Consider the following 17588-nt stretch of genomic DNA (forward strand, 5'->3'; position numbering starts at 1 on the left):
GCTCATAGGAAGATGCTGATGCTCGGCGCCAAGAGCGTGGTGGTGTCCAGCACGATTCTGCGTCGGGCGATGTGGAATCCCGGCTCCTGCGGGACCCGGCGCAGCAGGTCGGTGCGTTCGCCGAAGAAGGTGTCGTGGTGGCGTTCGGCCCGACTGCGCAGCACGTGGAAGTTGACCCGGACCTCGAACTCGCCGGAGTCCAGCCGTACCGGCCGAATGTTGGTGATCAACCGGCGGGTCCTGGAGGGGGGTTCCTCCGACCACGAACGGCCGGAGGCCAACCGGCGCACCCGGCCGGCCAGGAACGCCTTGTCGTCGTCGAAGAAGGCCGCCCCGTCCCGCCCGGCGACCTCCAGGTCGCGTTCGCGGACGGTCCGGGTCATCCGGGTCGGCAACCAGTAGTGCACATCGTCGTCGAACAGCTCCAGCCATTCGTCGAACCGCTGATCGTCGAGGAGTTCGGCCTCCAGGTAGAGGAACCGTTCGATCTCGTACCGGGTTTCGACGTCGACTCCGGTGCGCGTGTGTGGTGTGGCGGCGAGTTTGCTCATGCGAGGTGCGCCTCCTGTTCCCGCTGCTGCCGGCTCTTGTCCCGCTCGGTGATCTCCGGCCAGCTCAGCCCGGACATCAGGTCCGCCCAGCGCCGGTACATGCCGCGGGCCGCCATCTCGGTGTACATGTCGTCGGTGACCCGGCCCGGCATGCCGTCGGTGCCGTGCCGTTCGTGGCCCAGGCCCATCCGCGCGTTGAACGTGGTCTTGCGCGCCTGGTGGCCGCGCAGCACCTGCTGGATCTCGGTCCAGTTCTCGCCGTCGTCGGTCTCGAAGACGCCGGCCGCGCTGAACGTGCGGATGGTGCTGGTGCGGACCGCCTGCTTGGCCCGCTCGTCGGCGTCCTTGGGCAGGTAGGTCCACGACCACACCTCGATCTGGCCGGGCCCGCGCGGATGCCAGACCCGCATGGTGTTGTTGATGGTCAGCCAGGAGAAGTTGGGGAAGACGGTGTTGTGTCCGTTGACGGCCAGCGCGCGGTGCTCGCCGATCCGGCGGTAGATCTGTTCGCGGTTGGCCACGACCCACGCGTCGAAGTCGGGTCCGGCCTGGGTGGGTACCAGGTCGGGGCGCAGGCCGAAGCCCGAGCCGTGGCCGTTGCCGGCGTACTGCCGGCCGGGCGCGGCGGCACTTTGTTCCTGGAACTCGGCGAGCACCGCCGGGTCTTCGATCAGCGCCACCAGTGCGGAGGCGTGCGAGGACGGCACATGGTACATATCGCTTGCGAACTGCTCCGCGGCGAACTTCCAGTTGCAGTCGATGACCCATTTGGTGGCGCCGGGTACCAGGGTCAGGCCCTCGTCGTAGCGGTCGGCGAGGGCGTCGAAGTACCAGATCATGTCGCCGAGATAGTCCTCGAAGGCGGGCGCGCTCTCGTCCCAGGTGCCGAAGATGAAGCCCTTGTGGTTGTGCAGCCGCGGCACCTGCGTCGGACCCCACTTGGACTTGTCGATCTCGTCGTGGTACGCGCGGTCCTGCATCGGCACGTTGACCAGTTCGCCCGCCAGGTTGTAGCCCCAGCCGTGATAGGTACAGGTGAACGCGCGGGCGACGCCCTCGTCGGCGCGGCAGATGCGCATGCCTCGATGCCGACACTGGTTGAGGAACGCCTTGACCGACCCGTCCCGTTGGCGGACCACCAGGACCGGGTCCTCGGCCATGTAGGTCTGCACGAAGCTGCCCGGCTTGGCGAGTTGGGTGTCGTGCGCGAGGAAGAGCCAGCTGCGGGCGAAGACCCGTTCCAGCTCGCCCTGGTAGACCTCGGGGTCGGTGTAGATGCTGGGGTTGATCAGCCCTTGGTCGGGCTGGACCAGCTCGGTGACGTCGAACATGACAGGCCCTTTCTCGGCTCAGTCGGTCCCGGGAGCGGGCGGGGCTGCGAAGCGGTGGCCCCAGTTGCTGGGCGACTCGTAGTGGCTGACGGTCCAGTCCCGGTCGTCGATGACCCGGCCGTTGTAGCCGTATTCGATGTCGAAGCCGGAGGGGGTGCGGACGTAGAAGGAGGTCATCCGGTCGTTGCTGTGTTCGCCGATGGACAGCGGGATGGGGAGCTCCTGCTCCTGGACGGCGTCCAGGGCACGGCCGACGGCTTCCAGGGTGTCGACTTCGAGCATCAGGTGACCCAGGCCCGAGGTCGGTGCGCCCGGGATGGCGGCGAAGGCGATCGAGTGGTGGCGGGGGTTGCAGTGCAGGAAGTGTGCGGACTGCGGGCCGAAGGCGATCGTGTCGGAGAGCCGGAAGCCGAGGTGGTCGGTGTAGAAGGCGGCGGCCTGGGCGACGTCGTCGGCCAGCAGGAAGGTGTGGCCGATGCCGATCTCGCCGACGGCGGTCTCGCCGGCGACGAAGGTGACGCCGCGCGGTGAGGTGAAGCCGGTCTTGTCGACGGTCGGGCCCCAGTACGCCTCGATGGTGTTGCCGGTCGCGTCGCGGAACGCGATCAGGCCGCGGACTCGGCGGCGTTCGGCCAGGTCCGGGTCCTCGTGCACCTCGATGCCGCGCGAGCGCAGCGTGTCGGCGAGGGTCTCCAGTCGCTCGGCCGACCTGACCTCCAGGCCGAGGGCGACCAGGGACTGCGGGCCGGCGGGTTCACCTGCCTCGACGGCCAGTCGCCAGGAACGGCTGTCGGTCTTGAACAGGAGGGTGTCCGGGTCGGCCGAGTGGGCGGGCTGCAACCCGAGGATGTCGGGGCCGAACCGCTGCCACGCCTCCAGGGGGCCGCGTACGACGACGTAGCCCAGGGCGCTCACGATGCTCATGGTCTGGTCCTGCTCCCTTGTTCGATGGACGGCGGTGCGGGGACGGGTGTGTGGTGGGACGGTGCGGGCGCAACGGCTCGCGGGTGCGACGGCCGGGTGCCGGCCCGGCTCTCGCCGTTCGTCTTTCGCCGGGGCGGACGTTCGCGTGCGGCGGGCCTACAGCCGGCCGGCGAGGAACGCGCGGGTCACGGCCTGGAATCGGTCGGCCTGTTCGATCTGCGCCCAGTGGCCGCAGTGCGGAACCAGGTACAGGCGGGCGTTGGGGATCCGGCGGGCGAACCACTCGCTGCCGTCGGGCGGGACGATGACGTCCTCGCGTCCGTGCACCAGCAGTACGTCGTTGGTGATCCGCTTCAGTGCGATCTCGGGCAGCCCGGGGCCGGCTCCGGGTGCCATGGTGAAGGTCTGCCGGTGCGAGCGCTCCACCTCCGGACGGATCGCCACCGCCAGGCGCTCCTCGGCGATGGCGCCGAGCCGGTCGCCGAACAACGTGGGGTCGTGCAGCATGAACGAGATCAGTTCGGCCATCGACCGCGCGGTGGGGTCGTCGTAGAAGGTGATCAGCCGCATCATGGCGGGCGGCGGCGTGGTCATGTTGCCCGCACCGGCGGCACCCATCAGCACGGCCTTGCCGAACCGCTCGGGAGCGCGGACCAGCAGGTGCAGCGCGAGTGCGCCGCCCAGCGAGTTGCCGACGAGGTGGACCCGCTCCAGGCCCAGTTCGTCGAGCAGGCCGAGACAGGCCGCGACGTTCTGCCGCAGGCGCGAGCCGGGCGGGGTGTGCTCGGGGTGGCTGGAGTCGCCCCACCCGACCTGGTCCACGACCAGGCAGTCGTACGTGTCGGACAGCGCCTCGATGGTGCCGGCGAAGTTGGACATGCCGGTGGCGCCGGGTCCCGAGCCGTGCAGGAAGAGAATGGTCTCCGCGTTGCCCTGGCCGGCGCGGTTGACCCGGAGGGTGTGCTCTCCCACCGTCACATCGGACGTGACGATCGTGTTGGTCATGTGTTCGGCTCCCGTGGGGTGAGTCGCCTGAATGTCGCGTGGATGTCGCGTGGGTGTGGCCGGATGTCGCCTGGTTGCCGCCTGATGTCGAGGCCGCGGCATGCCGCGTGGATGTGGCCCGCGCACGCGGCGGCCGTGCCCGCGTCGCCCGCCGCCCGCACCGGGAATTCGTCCACGCGGCCACCCGGTCGGCGCCGTTGCGGGCGAGCCGTCGTGGCGATCGCCTGCACCGCTTGCGAGTCTCGGTCGCGCGGCCCGAGCGGGGGTCGGATCGTTCCGGTGGCCGGGACACCGGCGCGCGGCGTGGCGGTATCGCCGGGCGGGTCCGCGTTCGGTCGTCCCGACCGGCGGAACGGATCGCCCGTCACCGCGCCGGCCGATGGCACGGTGCGGCCATGCCAAGCCTTCAGGATCCACCGTCCGCCCGATCCGGCCCGCTGCTGTTCGCGCTGTGCTTCGCCGGAGTCGTGGCGGGCGCGATGCCGGCCGTCGTGGTCCCCGTACTGCCGGACATCGCAAGGGAGTTGAGCGTGTCGCCCGGCAGCGCGAACTGGGCGGTGACGGCGGGGCTGCTCAGCTCGGCGGTCACCGTTCCGCTGTTCGGCCGGATCGCCGACCTGCGTGCCGGCCGGGGCGTACTGGTGTGTTGCCTGTCGGTGCTCACCGTCGGCGCCGTACTGTCCGCGCTCGCCCCTTCGTTCCCGCTGTTCCTGCTCGGGCGCGCGCTCCAGGGCACGGCGGGAGCGGTGTTCCCGCTGGCGATCACCGTGCTGTATCGCGAGGTCGGCGGCGATCGGCTCACCACCGCGGTGGCGCTGGTGTCGGGCACCCTTGCGGTGGGCGGCGGGCTGGGTCCGGTGGCCGCCGGCCTGCTGAATCGGGCGTATCCCGGCTACCGGGTGCTGTTCGGGGGGTGTGCCGCGGTGGCGGCGTGCGCGGTGCTGCTGGTCGTGCTGTTCGTGCCGCGCCGGGCGGTGGTCGACCCGGCCGGGCGGGTGGATGTCGCGGGTGCGGCCGTGCTGGGGACGGGGCTGGTCCTGGTGATGCTGCCGCTGTCGCAGGGCGGCAGTTGGGGCTGGACGTCACCGGCCGTGCCGGCCATGGCGGTTGCCGCTGCGGTCGTCCTGGGATTGTTCGTCCGGTTCGAACGTGGGCGCCGCGACCCGCTGTTGGCGATGAACCTGCTGCGGCAGCGGCCGGTGATGGTGGCGAATGCGTTGTCCGCGCTGGTCGGAGCGGTGATGTTCCTTTCGGTGTTGGCGCTGACCCAGCTGGTCCGCGAACGGCCCGAATCCGCGGGCTACGGGTTCGGCGCGTCGGCGCTCACCGCGTCGGTGGTGTACCTGCTGCCGATGACGGTCGCGTCGATGATCGCCGCGCCGATCGGCGGCCGGTCGGTCGCGCGCTTGGGTGCGCGTTTCACCCTCGTGGCGGCCGGACTTGCCGGAGTGGGCGGGTTCGGCGTGCTGACCGTGGCGCACGATCGGCCGTACCAGGTGGTGGCGGCAAGCTTCACCATCGGGGTGATGGTGAGCCTGGGGTACGCCGCGATCCCGTCGCTACTGGCCGAGTTCGTGCCCGCGTCCCGAATCGGCATGGCCAACAGCGCGAACGCGTTGACCCGTTGGATCGGCGGCGCGGCCGCGAGCAGTTTCGTCGCGGCGGTCCTGGCCGCGTTCAGCACGAACGGTGCGCCGCCACGCGAGGGCGCGATCGTCGTCCTCGCCGGATCGGGCCTGGCCGTGGCACTGACCGTGGTGCTCCTGGCCCGCTTCGGCCTGCCCACGCCCCGGGCAGCCGAGGCGGCGCTAGCGCCCGTGCGGGATCGGTGATTCGGCGGCGACGCTCTCCTCCGCGGTGGCTTGCCGGGGGGTGCTTCGCGGGTCCGCGGCTTCCCTGATGGTGGCCAGGACCAGTTGGCGCAGCCGATGGATGCCGGCGGGGATGCCGACCGCTTCCGCGTCGGTGAAAACCACCAGGCCAGCGGTGAACGACATGGTCAACTCCGCTAGCTCCAGCGCGAGTTCCGTCGGACGGGGGACGCCACAGCTGCGCGCGACCGGCTCGATCACGGCGATCAGCTCGGTCCGTACCCGGCGCCGGGCCTCGTGCACCAGCGGCGCGATGGTCCCGTCCTTGTCCTCCTGGAGTTGCAGCAGGAACATCAGCCGCATGAACAGCACCCGGTCACCGATCACGTGCGCGGCCGCGTCGTAGAAGATGCCGAGCCGGTCCAGCGGGTCGCCGGGCAGGTCGTCCACGGCCGGCAGCGACTCGAAGAACAGCCCGGAGGAGCGTTCGAACACCGCCGCGAGCAGGCCGTACTTGTTGGTGAAGTGATGGTAGATCGAGCCCACCGGGAAGCCGGACGCCTGGCAGACCTGGCTGACGGTGACGTCCGCGTAGCCTCGGGTGCTGAACAGACGCTCGGCCGCGTCCAGGATCCGGTCCCGGTTCGCGCTGGTCTTGTCCATGGCCGCCACCCTACCCACCGGTCGCGATCAGTCGCCCGGCCGAGCCGGCCAGGAGCGACCGGGAGATCGCGGCGGCCGTGTGGCGCAGCGGGTCGACCAGTACGGTGCCACTGCCGGCCGCCGCCGCGAAGCCGACCGACACCGCGGCGACGGGCCGACCGCCGGCCAGCACCGGGACCGCGACGCAGGCCAGTCCGTCGACGGCCTCCTCGCGGTCGACGGCGTAACCGTCGGCTCGGATCGCGGCCAGGCGTCGACGAATGGCCGCCGGCGAGGTCACCGAGTGGGCGGTCCGCCGCTCCAGCGGCGCGGCCAGTACGTCGGCGACCGTGCGCTCCGCGGAGAAGGCCAGCATGGCCTTCCCGATCGCGGTGCAATGGGCCGGCAGCCGGCCACCGACCAGGGCCGGGGACCGGTCGTGTCGGCGGCTGCGGAGCTTCTCCAGGTAGACGGCGTCGCCGTCGCGCAGGATCGCGAGATGCAGCGTCTGCCCGGTCACCCGATGCAGCTCCTCCAAATGCACCAGGGCCGCGTCCCGCAGCGCGACCTCCGGCGAGAGCGCGCCGAAGGAGAACATCCGCAGCCCCATCCGATACCCGTCGCTGTGCTGCTCGACCGCGCCGACCTCCAGCAGCATCGCCAGCACCCGATGCGCGGTGGACTTCGGCAACCCGCTGCGGCGCACGATCTGCGCGAGCGTCAGTACGCGCCGACTGTGGCTGAACACCCCCAGCACGCGAAACGCCTTCCACAACACCGACGGAGCCGACCTCGCCTCGGCCCCGGGCTCCGCGGCCCTCACCACCGACCGATCGGTCACGTCCGCGTGCGTGTTCATCTGCATGTCCGTATCCATGCCCGCGTCCATATCCATATCCGACACCACCTCACCATGGCCCTAGAACAAAGACTCTAGAATCAATATTCTAGGCAAGCAACCTCGACCCGCAAACGAGGTCGACCGGGGCCGCGGAGCGTCGGGCTGCGGAGCGTCGGAGTGGGGGGCGGCGCGCGGAACGAGGGATCGGGGTGCCGTGGCTCGGCGGCGTACGAGGGTTGCCGCAGCCATCGGTGCGCCGCACGCCGACCCGAGCAAAAGCGGAACGCACGGAAATCGCGGTCACGGTCGCCGACTTCCCGGTCGCACCGGCGTACAGCGACCCTCGGCCGGGTCGATACATACTATGATCTGATTACTAAACGCCATCGAACATACACTCGTGGTACACGTCGCAGGTCACGGGGTATGCCCTGAGCGACGTCAGTGTGCGCTTCGTGCCGGTTGCGGGGCGCGCCCGGGGTGTGGGGGGCCCACCGGAACGGGGTCCCCACCCCGGCCATCGTGTGTACGTTCCGCCCGGCGTGAAATGGGGGGCGTCCATGGCCACATGGGACGACCTGATCGCACATCTGCAAGCTGTTCCCGAGGGCGTGTACGAGGGCTGGAACGCCCGGGACGGATACGACAACCACACCAAGTGGGGTCGGGAGTTCGGCGAGGACGGCGTCGCGTGGTGCGTCATCTTCGACTGGTGCATGTACAACGACGTCGGCCTCGCCCGTATCGTGCCCAAGGTGGACAACGTGTCCGCGTTCGCCGACTGGGCGCGGGCGCGTGGCCAGTGGTCGGAGTATCCGAGTTGGGGCGCGTGGGTCGACTTCGGCAACGGGGCGCACACCGAGATCGTGGTGCGCTTCGACGACGTGCACGTGTACACGAAGGGCGGCAATACGATCCCGACCGGCGGCGACGCGGGCCAGGGCAACGGCGTGTACTCGCACACCTTTCGCCGCACCGACCCGAGGGTGACCGGCTACCTCGCGCCTCGCTTTCCCGACGGATGCCCACCCACCGCGGATCCGCACGACCCGCGCGGCGGCGCGCCGCGCACCGGCAAGCCCACGGTCGCGCTCGCGAACGTGATCGACTCGGCCCGGCACGACCCGCCCGCACCGCAGGGCGCCGCGGCGCACCGTACCGACGTCCTGCTGGTCGAACAGGCGCTCCAGGCCGAGGGGTTGCTCGCGTCCGGCCTGGTCGACGGGTCGTACGGCACGGCGACGATCCGGGCCTACGCGGCCTACCAACGCCGCCTGGGCTTCTCCGGCACCGACGCCAACGGCATCCCGGGCCAGACCTCCCTGACCCGCCTCGGCAACCAACACGGCTTCCGAGTGAGCTGACCCGCGAACCGTGACGACCGACGAACAGGAGTGACGTACCACCACACCAACCACGCGGCGATCGAACCGGCCCCGACCACCACGGCGCCCGGTCCGATCGCCGCGTGGACGCGATGCGGCGGCCCGGCTGCCGGGAGTGGCGCCGGGCCGGCCCCTGTCGTCCGTGTTCGGTGCTTGACCTGGAGCGCGCTCCAGATTGTTGACTCCATTTCCGGGCCCGACACGACGGGCCCGGAACGGGAGGGAAGACCCATGAAGTACCGCACCATAGGCACCGAGCCGGCCACCCGTCGCACGGTGAGCGTGCTCGCTCTCGGCGCGATGCTCTTCGGTACTCGGACCGACGAGAAGACCTCCTTCGCGGTGCTGGACCGCTACGTCGAGGCCGGTGGCACCTTCATCGACACCTCGGACAACTACGCCTTCTGGGCGGACGGCGGCATGGGCGGCCAGAGCGAGGCGTTGCTCGGGCGGTGGCGGCGCAGCCGCGGCGTCGGCGACGAGATCGTGATCGCCACCAAACTGGGCGCGGCCCCGTCGACACCGGGCACCGGCTACCTCGACAATCCCGAGGGCCTGTCCGCGAAGGTGATCCGCGAGGCCGCCGAGCGCAGCCGCGAACGCCTGGGCGTGGACCGGCTCGACCTGCTCTACGCGCACATCGAGGACCGGACCGTGCCGCTGCGCGAAACCGTGGAAGCCTTCGGCGAGTTGGTGGCGGAGGGCACGGTCGGGCTGCTGGGCGTGAGCAACCATGCGATATGGCGGGTGGAGCGGGCCCGCGCGCTGGCGGCGGCGGCCGGGTTGCCCGGCTATGAGGTGCTGCAGTACCAGCACAGCCATCTGCGGCCGCGCTACGACATGCCCGACGCGCTGTTCGAGGACGGCAGCCTCGGTCACGCCGGGCCCGACCTGCTGAGCTACCTGCGGGCCGAGCCGGACCTGACCCTGGTCGCCTACTCGCCGCTGCTGGGCGGTGCGTACGGGCGCGAAGACAAGCCGCTGCCGCCGGACTACGACCACCCGGGCACGCCCGCGCGGCTGGCGGTCCTGCGCGAAATCGCGAAAGAGACCGGAGCCACGGTGAACCAGGTGGTACTGGCCTGGCAGCTGGGCGGCTCGTTCCCGATCATCCCGCTCGCCGGCGCCTCCTCCGTCGCGCAGTCGGAGGAGAATTCGGCCGCGGTGGACCTGGAACTGTCCGGGGACCAGCGCACCCGCCTGGACGCGGCCCGGTAGGACTTCGGCCCGGCATCGGGGTCCCTATCGCGGTCGGGCCCGTGGTGTGCTGGTCGGGGTGCACGAAGACGGTGCCGAGATTTCAGCCGCGCGGACGGACCCGGCCCGGTGTCGACTGCCTAATCTGTGGTCCCATGACGCAATCAGCCGCTCTGCCATCCGGGACCCACGACCTCGTGCTGCGGGGTGGTCGCGTGCTCGATCCCGAAACCGGGTTCGACGCGGTGGCCGACGTGGGTGTGACCGCCGGAGCCATCAGCGCCGTCTCCCGGGAGCCCCTGACCGGCCTGCGGACGCTGGACGCGCGGGGTCTGGTGGTCGCGCCGGGCTTCATCGACATGCACAGCCATTCACACGACGTGGCCGGCCACCGCCTCCAGGCCATGGACGGGGTCACCACCGCGCTCGACCTGGAAGCCGGCCTGTCGCCGGTCGACGAGGGCTATCGGCAGGCCGGCGCCGAGGGCCGACCGCTCAACTACGGCTTCTCCGCCTCCTGGTGCCAGGCCCGGATGACCGCCGTCGGCGGGCTTCCGCACGGCGGTGGCATGCGCGTTGCCCTCGCCCAACTCGGCACGACCGCGTGGCAACACGAGGCGGACGACCGCCAGGTGGACGAGCTGCTCGAACTGTTGCGCAAGGACCTCGCCGCCGGCGCGCTCGGCATCGGGATCGTGGTCGGCTACGCACCGCGGGTCAAGCCCGAGGAGTACCTCGCCGTCTCGCGGTTGGCCGCCGACGCGGGCCGCCCGACGTACACGCACGCCCGGAACCTGGTCGAGCAGGACGAGAACACGCTCGTCGACGGCGCCGAGGAGATCGCCCGCGCCGCGGCGGAGACCGGCGTGCACGCGCACTTCTGCCACGTCCAGTCCACGTCGCTCCGACACAGTGACCGGGTGCTGCGACTGATGGAGAACGTGCGCGCCGAAGGCGGCCGGGTCTCCACCGAGGTCTACCCCTACGGCGCCGGGATGACGGCCATCGGCGCGGCCTTCCTCGCCCCCGAGAACCTCGGCTGGGCCGGCATCACACCGTCCGACATCGTCTACGCCCCCACCGGCGAACGCCCGGCCGACGCCGCGCGACTGCGCGAGCTGCGCGCGAAGGACCCGGGCGGCCTGGCCGTCGTGCACTTCCTGGACGAGACCGACCCGCACGATCGCGCGTTCGTGGACCGGGCCCTGCTGCATCCCGGCAGCGTGGTCGGCTCCGACGCGATGCCGCTGACCTGGACGAACGGGCCGGCCGACCCGATGGCGTGGCCGCTGCCGCCGAGCGCGATGACCCACCCGCGCACCTCGGGCACCTTCTCGAAGGTGCTGCGCCGCTACGTGCGCGAGCAGGGCGCGCTCACCCTCATGGACGCGATCGCGCGCAGCAGCTTCGGGCCCGCGCAAATCCTCCAGGACAGCGTGCCCGCGATGCGCCGCAAGGGCCGCGTGCAGGCGGGGTGCGACGCCGACCTGATCGTCTTCGACCCCGACACGGTCACCGACCAGGCGACCTACGAACACAGCACGCGCCCGGCCACCGGTTACGCCCACGTCCTGGTCGGCGGCGTACCGGTCGTCCAGGACGGCGTCCTCTGCCTCGACGCCCTCCCGGGCACCGCGGTCCGCGTCTGAGCCCCCGGCCGCGGGGCGCACGGGCATCGCCGACGAGGCACCGCCGGCCGCACGCCCACCCCGCGGCCGCCGGACCGGCCCCGACCGGCCACCGACGGCCACCGACCGCCGGACCGAGGCGCCACCCCCGCCGAGCCGTCCCCCTCGCCTATCCGCCCGGCGGGGGAGCGGTGTCCAGGGGCAGGGTGAGGTGGACGCGGAAGCCGCCTTCCGGGCGTTCACCCGCGGACAGCGTGCCGCCGAGGATCTTGGCTCGCTCCCGCATGCCGATCAGGCCGTGACCCGTGCCGGGGCCGACTCGCGGTCGGGACGCGGCGCCGCGCGGGCCGTCGTTGGCGATGCTGACGCACAGCCGGTCGGAAAGGTGCCGTATCCGGACGTCGGCGCGGGGCGTCCCGGCATGCTTGACCACATTGGTCAGCGCCTCCTGGACGATGCGGTAGACGCACAGTTCCAGGCCGGGGGCCAGGTGCCTCGGGACGCCCTCGGTGGTCAGGTCGACGGTGACCCCGACCGCGCTCATCCGCTCGGCCAGATCCGCGAGCCGATCCAACCCCGGCATCGGATCGGCGGCGCCGTCGACCGCGTCGGCCCGTCGGCCCTCGGCCCCGCCGCTCCCGCCGTCCTCGTCGAAGTCGACTCGCAGCAGCGACAGCAGCCGCCGCATCTCGTCCAACGCGTCCCGCCCGACATCCCCGATGACGTCCAGAGCGGCGCGCGCCGCGCGGGGGTCGGAGTCGAAGACGTACGAGGCCAGGCCCACCTGCACGGTGATCACCGACATGTGGTGCGCCACCACGTCGTGCAGTTCCCGGGCGATGCGTACCCGCTCGTTGACGATCGCGCGCCGGGCCCGTTCCTCCTGTTCGCGTTCCAGCCGCGCGGTGAGCAGGATCAGTTGTCGGTTGCGCTGCGCGAGTCTGCGTACGCCGTCGCCGATCACCACCGCGACCACCGGTACGAGCACGGCCTGGGCGAGCACCAGCGCCGGCCCCAGGCGACCCCGTATGCCGCTGAACGCGACGACGGCGGCGACGAACACGGCGCCCATGGCGGCACTCCGCGGCGGACGCTGCCCGGCCAGGGTCACCAGTGCGATCACCGGCGCCCAGAAGTTCAGCGAGGGTTGGTAACCGACGGCCAGGTACACCACGTACATCGAGCCCGAGGCGATCAGCACCGGCACGGGAGCGCGCCGGCGCAGCGCGAGCGGCAGGCTGAGCGCGCAGGTGAGCAGGTACGCGGTCGCGTCGAAGCGCACCCAACCCTCCGGGTGGAACTGCTGCCCGGCCACGCAACCGCCCGCGGCCAGCGCCACCGCCAGGATCGCGTCGACCACCCGCGGGTCCGGCCGCCGGATCCGTGCCCGGACCCGGCCCCGCCCGAATCCCTCCCGGCGCGAGCCGCGCGGCCTATCGCCGAACACTGGGCCTCCGGCTCCGCCGCCCGGTGGGCGGTACCCGTTCGTTCATGCCGTACCGGCGACGGTCGACGGAAGTCGCGCCGGACCCCGGCGGTCCGAACCGAGCCCGCCGTCCCCCGAGTCGCGTCTACGTTCTACCGCACGCATCGCGCTTCCGTCTCCCGTCGACCATCCCGCGCCGCCGGCCGCTGTCCTTCGACGTCGGCCGGCCGAGAACAACGCTACGAATCCGGCGCCCGGTTCGACATGCCCTCATCGGATGAAAACCGGGTCGAACTCCGGCGGTACACGCCATGCCGACTCCACCCACCGCGGTATGCCCGGCCGGCGATCCGCGCGGAGGCACGACCCCGCCGGCAGGTCGCCGCGCGTTCGCGGCGCGGCTCATCGCGGCGGCGAATCAGCGAGCGGGCGCGGTCCGTTGCAGCCAGCCGTGTGGGTGGCTGGTCACGCCGTACAGTTCCAGGTCGCGCCGGGTGATGAAGGCGCCGCCCTGTTCGGTGACCAGCCAGTCGGCGACGGCGGGCAGTACGCCGCCCGGCATGCCGGGCGGGCACAGGTCGGGGTCGTCGACGATGCCGTCCTCGACGACGAAGAACCCGCCCTCCGGGACCAGATGCGCGAAGTTGCGCAGCGCGGCACTGGTCGTGGCGTATTCGTGCAGAGTGTCCTCGACCACCAGGCAGCGCGCACCGGGCGGGACCATGTCCGCGACGCGCTCGGCGAGCTCGGGGTCGGTGACGTCGCCGGCCACGAGGGTGATCTCCCGTTCGAAGCCCGGGTCGGCGGCGCGGAGCAGAGCGGCGGCGCGATCCTGATCGAGGTCCACCGAGATCACCCGGATCGCCTCCGGGACGCGCCCGTATCCGGCCTGGGTGCGCAGCCGGTCGCGGAACCACAGGGCCGAGCCGCCCAGGTGGGTACCCAGTTCCACCACCACCTGCGCGCGTGAGGACCACAGCACATGCTCGAACACGCGCAGGTCCTCGGGAAACTTCTTGATCCGCAGCCCGGCGTACCAGTCGCGGACGTGTTGCCGCCCGCGTGCTCGCCGGTATTCCAGGAGCGTCGCCTCGTGGTCGGCGGTGACGGTCGGCGGCAGCTGCGCGACCTCGATGTGATCGGTGATGGTGATCCTCTCCTGTCCCGGTGTCTCGACGGGTCGGGCCACGGTCCGGCCGCGAAGGGCTCGGTCCGCTTCCCATTGAAGAGGGGGATTTCCGATTCGGGCGGCCTTTTACCCATCGTTTCACCACGATTGGGGCATTCGACGCCTCGTCGTACGGAATCAGTGCGGCAGGATCGAGCGATACCAGTCGATCTTGCCCCGCAGATGCCCCTGCTGGGTGCGCAGCAGTGCGATCTGTCGCTCGACGGCGGTGTCGTGCTTTTCCAGCAGGGCTATCCGCTCGGCCAGCGACTCCTGGTCGCCCGTGCGCGCCAGTTCGGCGTAGCGCCGCATGTCGGCGATCGGCATGCCGGTGTCCCGCAGACAGCGCAGGATGCCGAGCCATTGGAGATCGTCCTCGGTGAAACGGCGGTGGCCGCTGGGCGCCCGGTCCACGTCGGCCAGGAGGCCGATGCGTTCGTAGTAGCGCAGGGTGTCCAGACTGAAGCCGGATCGTTCCGCCGTCTCGGCCGGGGTGAGGTAGCGCGTCGCGGTGGTCATGACCGCATTGTGCCCGCAGTCCCCCACACGCCGCGCCCCCTTGCCGGAGAAGTCGCGACCGCGCCGGCCGCGAGTTCGCGCACGGGTCGGCGGGCGGGTACGGCGCGCCGGTTCGGCGGGCGGGTACGGCGCACCGGTTCGAGCCCGTCCCCCGGTTGACCCTGACACCGTGTCAGGCACTGTGCTGGGTCGCATGATCGCCTACAACGGCTCCGGGCCGTACTGCTACACCCATTGTCTGTGCATGATGCTCGGCTCGCACGCGCCGGCTCCGGCCGTGGTCGAGACCCTCACCGGCTCGCCCTTCGGGGTGCAACTCGTGGCCGGCACAACGCCGTTCTTCGATCCGTTCGGCTGGGATCCGGAGATCGGCCTGGACGCCGCGATCGCCGCGCTGGGCTGGACCTGCGAGCGCGAGCGCGGCGGGACCGCGGACGAGGCGCCGGACCGGTTGCGGGCCGCCTGCGCCCGGGGCCCGGTCCTGGCCGGGCCGCTGGACCTGGGACTGCTGACGTATCGACCCGGCACGCCGGTGGCGAACGGCGGCGACCACTATGTGGTGGTCCTGGCCGCCGACGAGGACACCGCGCTCGTGCACGACCCGCAGGGGTATCCCTACGCCCGGCTGCCCATCGGCGAGTTCACCGCCGCGTGGCGCGGCGCGTCGATCGCCTACCTGGACGCGCCGTACGTGCTGCGCACCCGGTTCGTCCGGGTCCGCGAGGTCGCCGTCGCCGACGCGCTGCGCGAGTCGCTGCCCGCCGCCGTGCGCTGGCTCGACGGCCGGCAGGACCTGCCCGTGCCGCCGGGCACGCTCGGCGGCGCGGACGCCCTGGCGGCGCTGGCCGAGTCGATCCCGCGCGGGCTCGCCCCGGATGTCCGCACCCTGCTGGCGACGTTCGGCATCCGGGTCGGCGCCCGCAGGCTGAACGACGCCGCCGGCTGCCTGGCCGAGTCGGGCCTGGTCCGGGCGGCGCGCGTGGCCGCCCGACAGGCCGCGTCGGTCGGAGCGCTGCAATATCCCCTGGTGGTCGAGGACGACCCGGCCCTGGCTGCCGGGCTGCGGCAACTGGCGCCCACCTACTCGGAATTGCGCCGGGAGATCGCGTCGGCCCTGACCGGCTGACTCCTCGTCGGGACGCGTCGCCGCCGCACGCGGCCCACATCCGTGTCGCCGCCGCGCACGTCCCACGCCCCCGGCGTACACGTCGCGATCCGGTCCGGGTGCGAGCGCATCACGCGCGCACCCGGACCGCCGACAAGGTCGCGCGTCACGGGGACTTGCTGTAGCCCAGGGCCTCGACGATGCGTCCGTCCCGGATCTGCATCAGGTTGACACCCGCCACCCACGCGGAGTCGGCGTGTGCGTCGCCGAACACCTCGTTGACCTCGCCGGCGCCGAAGGACACGTGCCACTTGATCACCGCGCGGTCCCCGAAGACGTACACGTCCTGCGGCTGGAAATTGGTGTTGGTGTCCGCCGCCAGGTCCTGCCAGAACCCGAGGCAGGCGTCCAGGCCCTCGTACCGTGTGCCCTCGGGCGCCGGTTGCACGCTCACCATCACGCAGTCGTCGGCGACCAGGCCGACCAACAGCGCCGGGTCGTGCGTGGTGAACGCGTCGTTGAACCGGGCGATGACCTCGGCGGTCGTCAGGGTGGCGGTGGCGGTGTTCTCCGACATGGCGCTGGCTCCTGTTGTACTCGGTGTGCTCGGTCTACTGCGTGCTCGGTCCGTACTCGGCGTGTGTGCTCGGTACGTGCCGGGTGCGTACTCGATCGGGCCGTCCGTCTCGCCGCGGCCCGTGGGAACGATCCTGCGACCATCGCGCGGCCCGAACAATTCCCTCCGGGGAATCGCCGGCACCACCGGCGCCGCGGGATCAGATCCGGCGCGTGCCCCATACGGCCAGCGAGGTCAGCGCGCTGAGGGCGGCGCCGAAGAGCAAAACGCCCGCGGTGGAGACGGTGTTGACCAGGATGCCGCCGAACAGCGCACCCAGTGCGATGGCCAGGTTGAACATCGAGGTGTTCAGCGCGGTGGCCGCCTCGGTGGCGTCGGGGGCGGCCTTGAGGATCCAGGTCTGGACACCCACCGGCACGCCGCCGAAGGCCAGACCCCACAGGATCAGCAGCGCCACGCCACCGATCGCGGTGCCGCCCGCGAGCGGGAACAGGGCCAGCAGGGCGGCCAGGGCGACGCTGATCGTGATGATCGTGCCGCGTACGTTGCGGCCCGCCGCCGCACCGGCCAGGAAGTTGCCGACGATGCCGGCCAGGCCGAAGGCGAGCAGAACCGGGCCGATCAGGCCCTCGTCGATCCCGGAACGGTCCTGCAGGATCGGGCTGATGAAGGTGAATGCCGCGAAGTGGCCGCTCACCAGCAGGAATGTGGCCAGGACGCCGGCCCGGACGATCGGGTTGCGGAACTGCTCGCCCAGCGTGCGCAGTCGCACCGGCGCGGTGGCGGGCATCGGCGGCAGCAGCAGGAGCAGCGCGACCACGACCAGCAGGCCCAGGCCGCCCAGGGCCACGAACGCGATCCGCCAGTCGGTGAGTCCGCCGATGAGGGTGCCGGCCGGGACGCCCAGGACGTTGGCGGCGGTGGCCCCGCCGAAGGCGATCGCGGTGGCTCGGGGCACGTACCGTTCGGGCACCATGCGCACGGCCAGCCCGGCGGCCAGCGACCAGAATCCGCCGATGCTGATCCCGACCAGGAAACGCGAGACGATCAGGACGGCGAAGTTGGGCGCGGTCGCGGACAGGATGTTGGCGACCACCATCAGGGTGACCAGTCCCAGCAGCACGATCCGCCGATCCAGCCGGCCGATCAGCACCGGCAGGATGGGCGCGGTGGCCGAGGCCACCAGTCCGGGGACGGTGACCATCAGGCCCGCCGTGCCCTCGGAGACGCCCAGTTCGCCGCCGACGGAGGTGAGCAGGCCGACGGGCAGTTGCTCGGCGGTCACCACGGAGAAGGTGCCGACCGCCACCGCCGCGACGGCGAGCCAGCGTTCGAGTGGCACCCGCTCCGCTTCCGAACCGGCCGGATCGCCGCCCCGGGTGCTCATCGGGTCGGCGATGGTGGACGGCGTGGGGGTGGGGACCGAGGCGGTCGCTTCGACGGGCATGGGAATACTCCTGACCGGGCCTGTGACGGGG

16 protein-coding genes are annotated in these 17588 nt (G+C 71.6%); 5 read left to right on the forward strand and 11 right to left on the reverse strand.

Translation table 11 applies throughout. The features are described 5' to 3' along the window. Positions 1 to 2 precede the first annotated feature (2 nt). The 4 genes from A3IC_RS0114695 to A3IC_RS0114710 form a co-directional block, all read right to left on the reverse strand. A complete protein-coding gene (locus A3IC_RS0114695; protein ID WP_020550803.1) occupies positions 3 to 551 on the reverse strand; it encodes an aromatic-ring-hydroxylating dioxygenase subunit beta in 549 nt (182 codons plus the stop codon). After that, positions 548 to 1882, reverse strand: a complete 1335-nt coding sequence (locus A3IC_RS0114700) for an aromatic ring-hydroxylating dioxygenase subunit alpha (protein ID WP_020550804.1) — start codon at positions 1880 to 1882, stop codon at positions 548 to 550. The genes A3IC_RS0114695 and A3IC_RS0114700 overlap by 4 nt, the downstream gene beginning before the upstream one ends. An 18-nt stretch (positions 1883 to 1900) precedes the next feature. Then, a complete protein-coding gene (locus tag A3IC_RS0114705; protein ID WP_020550805.1) occupies positions 1901 to 2806 on the reverse strand; it encodes a VOC family protein in 906 nt (301 codons plus the stop codon). Between the two features lie 156 nt (positions 2807 to 2962). Beyond that, entirely contained in the window at positions 2963 to 3811 is an 849-nt protein-coding gene (locus A3IC_RS0114710) for an alpha/beta fold hydrolase (protein WP_020550806.1), read from the reverse strand. A 395-nt stretch (positions 3812 to 4206) separates the two neighbouring features. Between A3IC_RS0114710 and A3IC_RS54505 the strand changes: the two genes are divergently transcribed. Next, positions 4207 to 5643 (forward strand): MFS transporter, encoded by a 1437-nt coding sequence (locus tag A3IC_RS54505; RefSeq protein ID WP_052173503.1) that lies wholly within the window; start codon positions 4207 to 4209, stop codon positions 5641 to 5643. Here A3IC_RS54505 and A3IC_RS0114720 read toward each other — a convergent pair. Together A3IC_RS0114720 and A3IC_RS0114725 are read right to left on the reverse strand one after the other, a co-directional pair. Then, positions 5620 to 6285 (reverse strand): TetR/AcrR family transcriptional regulator, encoded by a 666-nt coding sequence (locus tag A3IC_RS0114720; protein WP_020550808.1) that lies wholly within the window; start codon positions 6283 to 6285, stop codon positions 5620 to 5622. The two genes, A3IC_RS54505 and A3IC_RS0114720, sit on opposite strands and share 24 nt — an antisense overlap. 10 nt (positions 6286 to 6295) lie before the next feature. Next, positions 6296 to 7159: an IclR family transcriptional regulator gene (locus tag A3IC_RS0114725; protein WP_245599305.1), complete on the reverse strand. Its 864-nt coding sequence runs from the start codon at positions 7157 to 7159 to the stop codon at positions 6296 to 6298. Positions 7160 to 7665: 506 nt separating this feature from the next. Here A3IC_RS0114725 and A3IC_RS62295 point away from each other — a divergent pair. The 3 genes from A3IC_RS62295 (at position 7666) to A3IC_RS0114740 (ending at position 11336) form a co-directional block, all read left to right on the forward strand. After that, positions 7666 to 8469: a peptidoglycan-binding domain-containing protein gene (locus A3IC_RS62295; RefSeq protein ID WP_020550810.1), complete on the forward strand. Its 804-nt coding sequence runs from the start codon at positions 7666 to 7668 to the stop codon at positions 8467 to 8469. A gap of 252 nt (positions 8470 to 8721) precedes the next feature. Beyond that, on the forward strand, positions 8722 to 9708 hold the full coding sequence (locus A3IC_RS0114735) for an aldo/keto reductase (RefSeq protein WP_020550811.1): 987 nt from the start codon (positions 8722 to 8724) through the stop codon (positions 9706 to 9708). Between the two features lie 134 nt (positions 9709 to 9842). Then, positions 9843 to 11336, forward strand: coding sequence for an amidohydrolase family protein (locus A3IC_RS0114740; protein ID WP_020550812.1), 1494 nt, complete (start codon positions 9843 to 9845; stop codon positions 11334 to 11336). Positions 11337 to 11484: 148 nt separating this feature from the next. Here the strand turns inward: A3IC_RS0114740 and A3IC_RS0114745 are convergent, their stop codons facing one another. The 3 genes from A3IC_RS0114745 to A3IC_RS0114755 all read right to left on the reverse strand — a co-directional run bounded on the left by A3IC_RS0114745 (position 11485) and on the right by A3IC_RS0114755 (position 14428). Then, entirely contained in the window at positions 11485 to 12762 is a 1278-nt protein-coding gene (locus A3IC_RS0114745) for a sensor histidine kinase (RefSeq protein WP_425387333.1), read from the reverse strand. 397 nt (positions 12763 to 13159) lie between these two features. Continuing rightward, complete coding sequence (locus A3IC_RS0114750; RefSeq protein WP_020550814.1) at positions 13160 to 13930, reverse strand: CmcI family methyltransferase; 771 nt, start codon at positions 13928 to 13930, stop codon at positions 13160 to 13162. A 117-nt stretch (positions 13931 to 14047) separates the two neighbouring features. Beyond that, positions 14048 to 14428 carry a MerR family transcriptional regulator gene (locus tag A3IC_RS0114755; RefSeq protein ID WP_026218269.1) on the reverse strand — a complete coding sequence of 127 codons (381 nt, stop codon included), beginning with the start codon at positions 14426 to 14428 and terminating at the stop codon, positions 14048 to 14050. A gap of 193 nt (positions 14429 to 14621) precedes the next feature. Between A3IC_RS0114755 and A3IC_RS0114760 the strand changes: the two genes are divergently transcribed. Next, positions 14622 to 15554: a hypothetical protein gene (locus A3IC_RS0114760; protein WP_020550816.1), complete on the forward strand. Its 933-nt coding sequence runs from the start codon at positions 14622 to 14624 to the stop codon at positions 15552 to 15554. A gap of 145 nt (positions 15555 to 15699) precedes the next feature. Here the strand turns inward: A3IC_RS0114760 and A3IC_RS0114765 are convergent, their stop codons facing one another. Together A3IC_RS0114765 and A3IC_RS0114770 are read right to left on the reverse strand one after the other, a co-directional pair. After that, positions 15700 to 16110 carry a nuclear transport factor 2 family protein gene (locus tag A3IC_RS0114765; protein WP_020550817.1) on the reverse strand — a complete coding sequence of 137 codons (411 nt, stop codon included), beginning with the start codon at positions 16108 to 16110 and terminating at the stop codon, positions 15700 to 15702. A gap of 199 nt (positions 16111 to 16309) precedes the next feature. Continuing rightward, a complete protein-coding gene (locus A3IC_RS0114770; protein ID WP_020550818.1) occupies positions 16310 to 17557 on the reverse strand; it encodes an MFS transporter in 1248 nt (415 codons plus the stop codon). Positions 17558 to 17588 lie beyond the last annotated feature (31 nt).

The sequence above is a fragment of the Embleya scabrispora DSM 41855 genome (genome assembly GCF_000372745.1).
Lineage (GTDB): Bacteria > Actinomycetota > Actinomycetes > Streptomycetales > Streptomycetaceae > Embleya > Embleya scabrispora.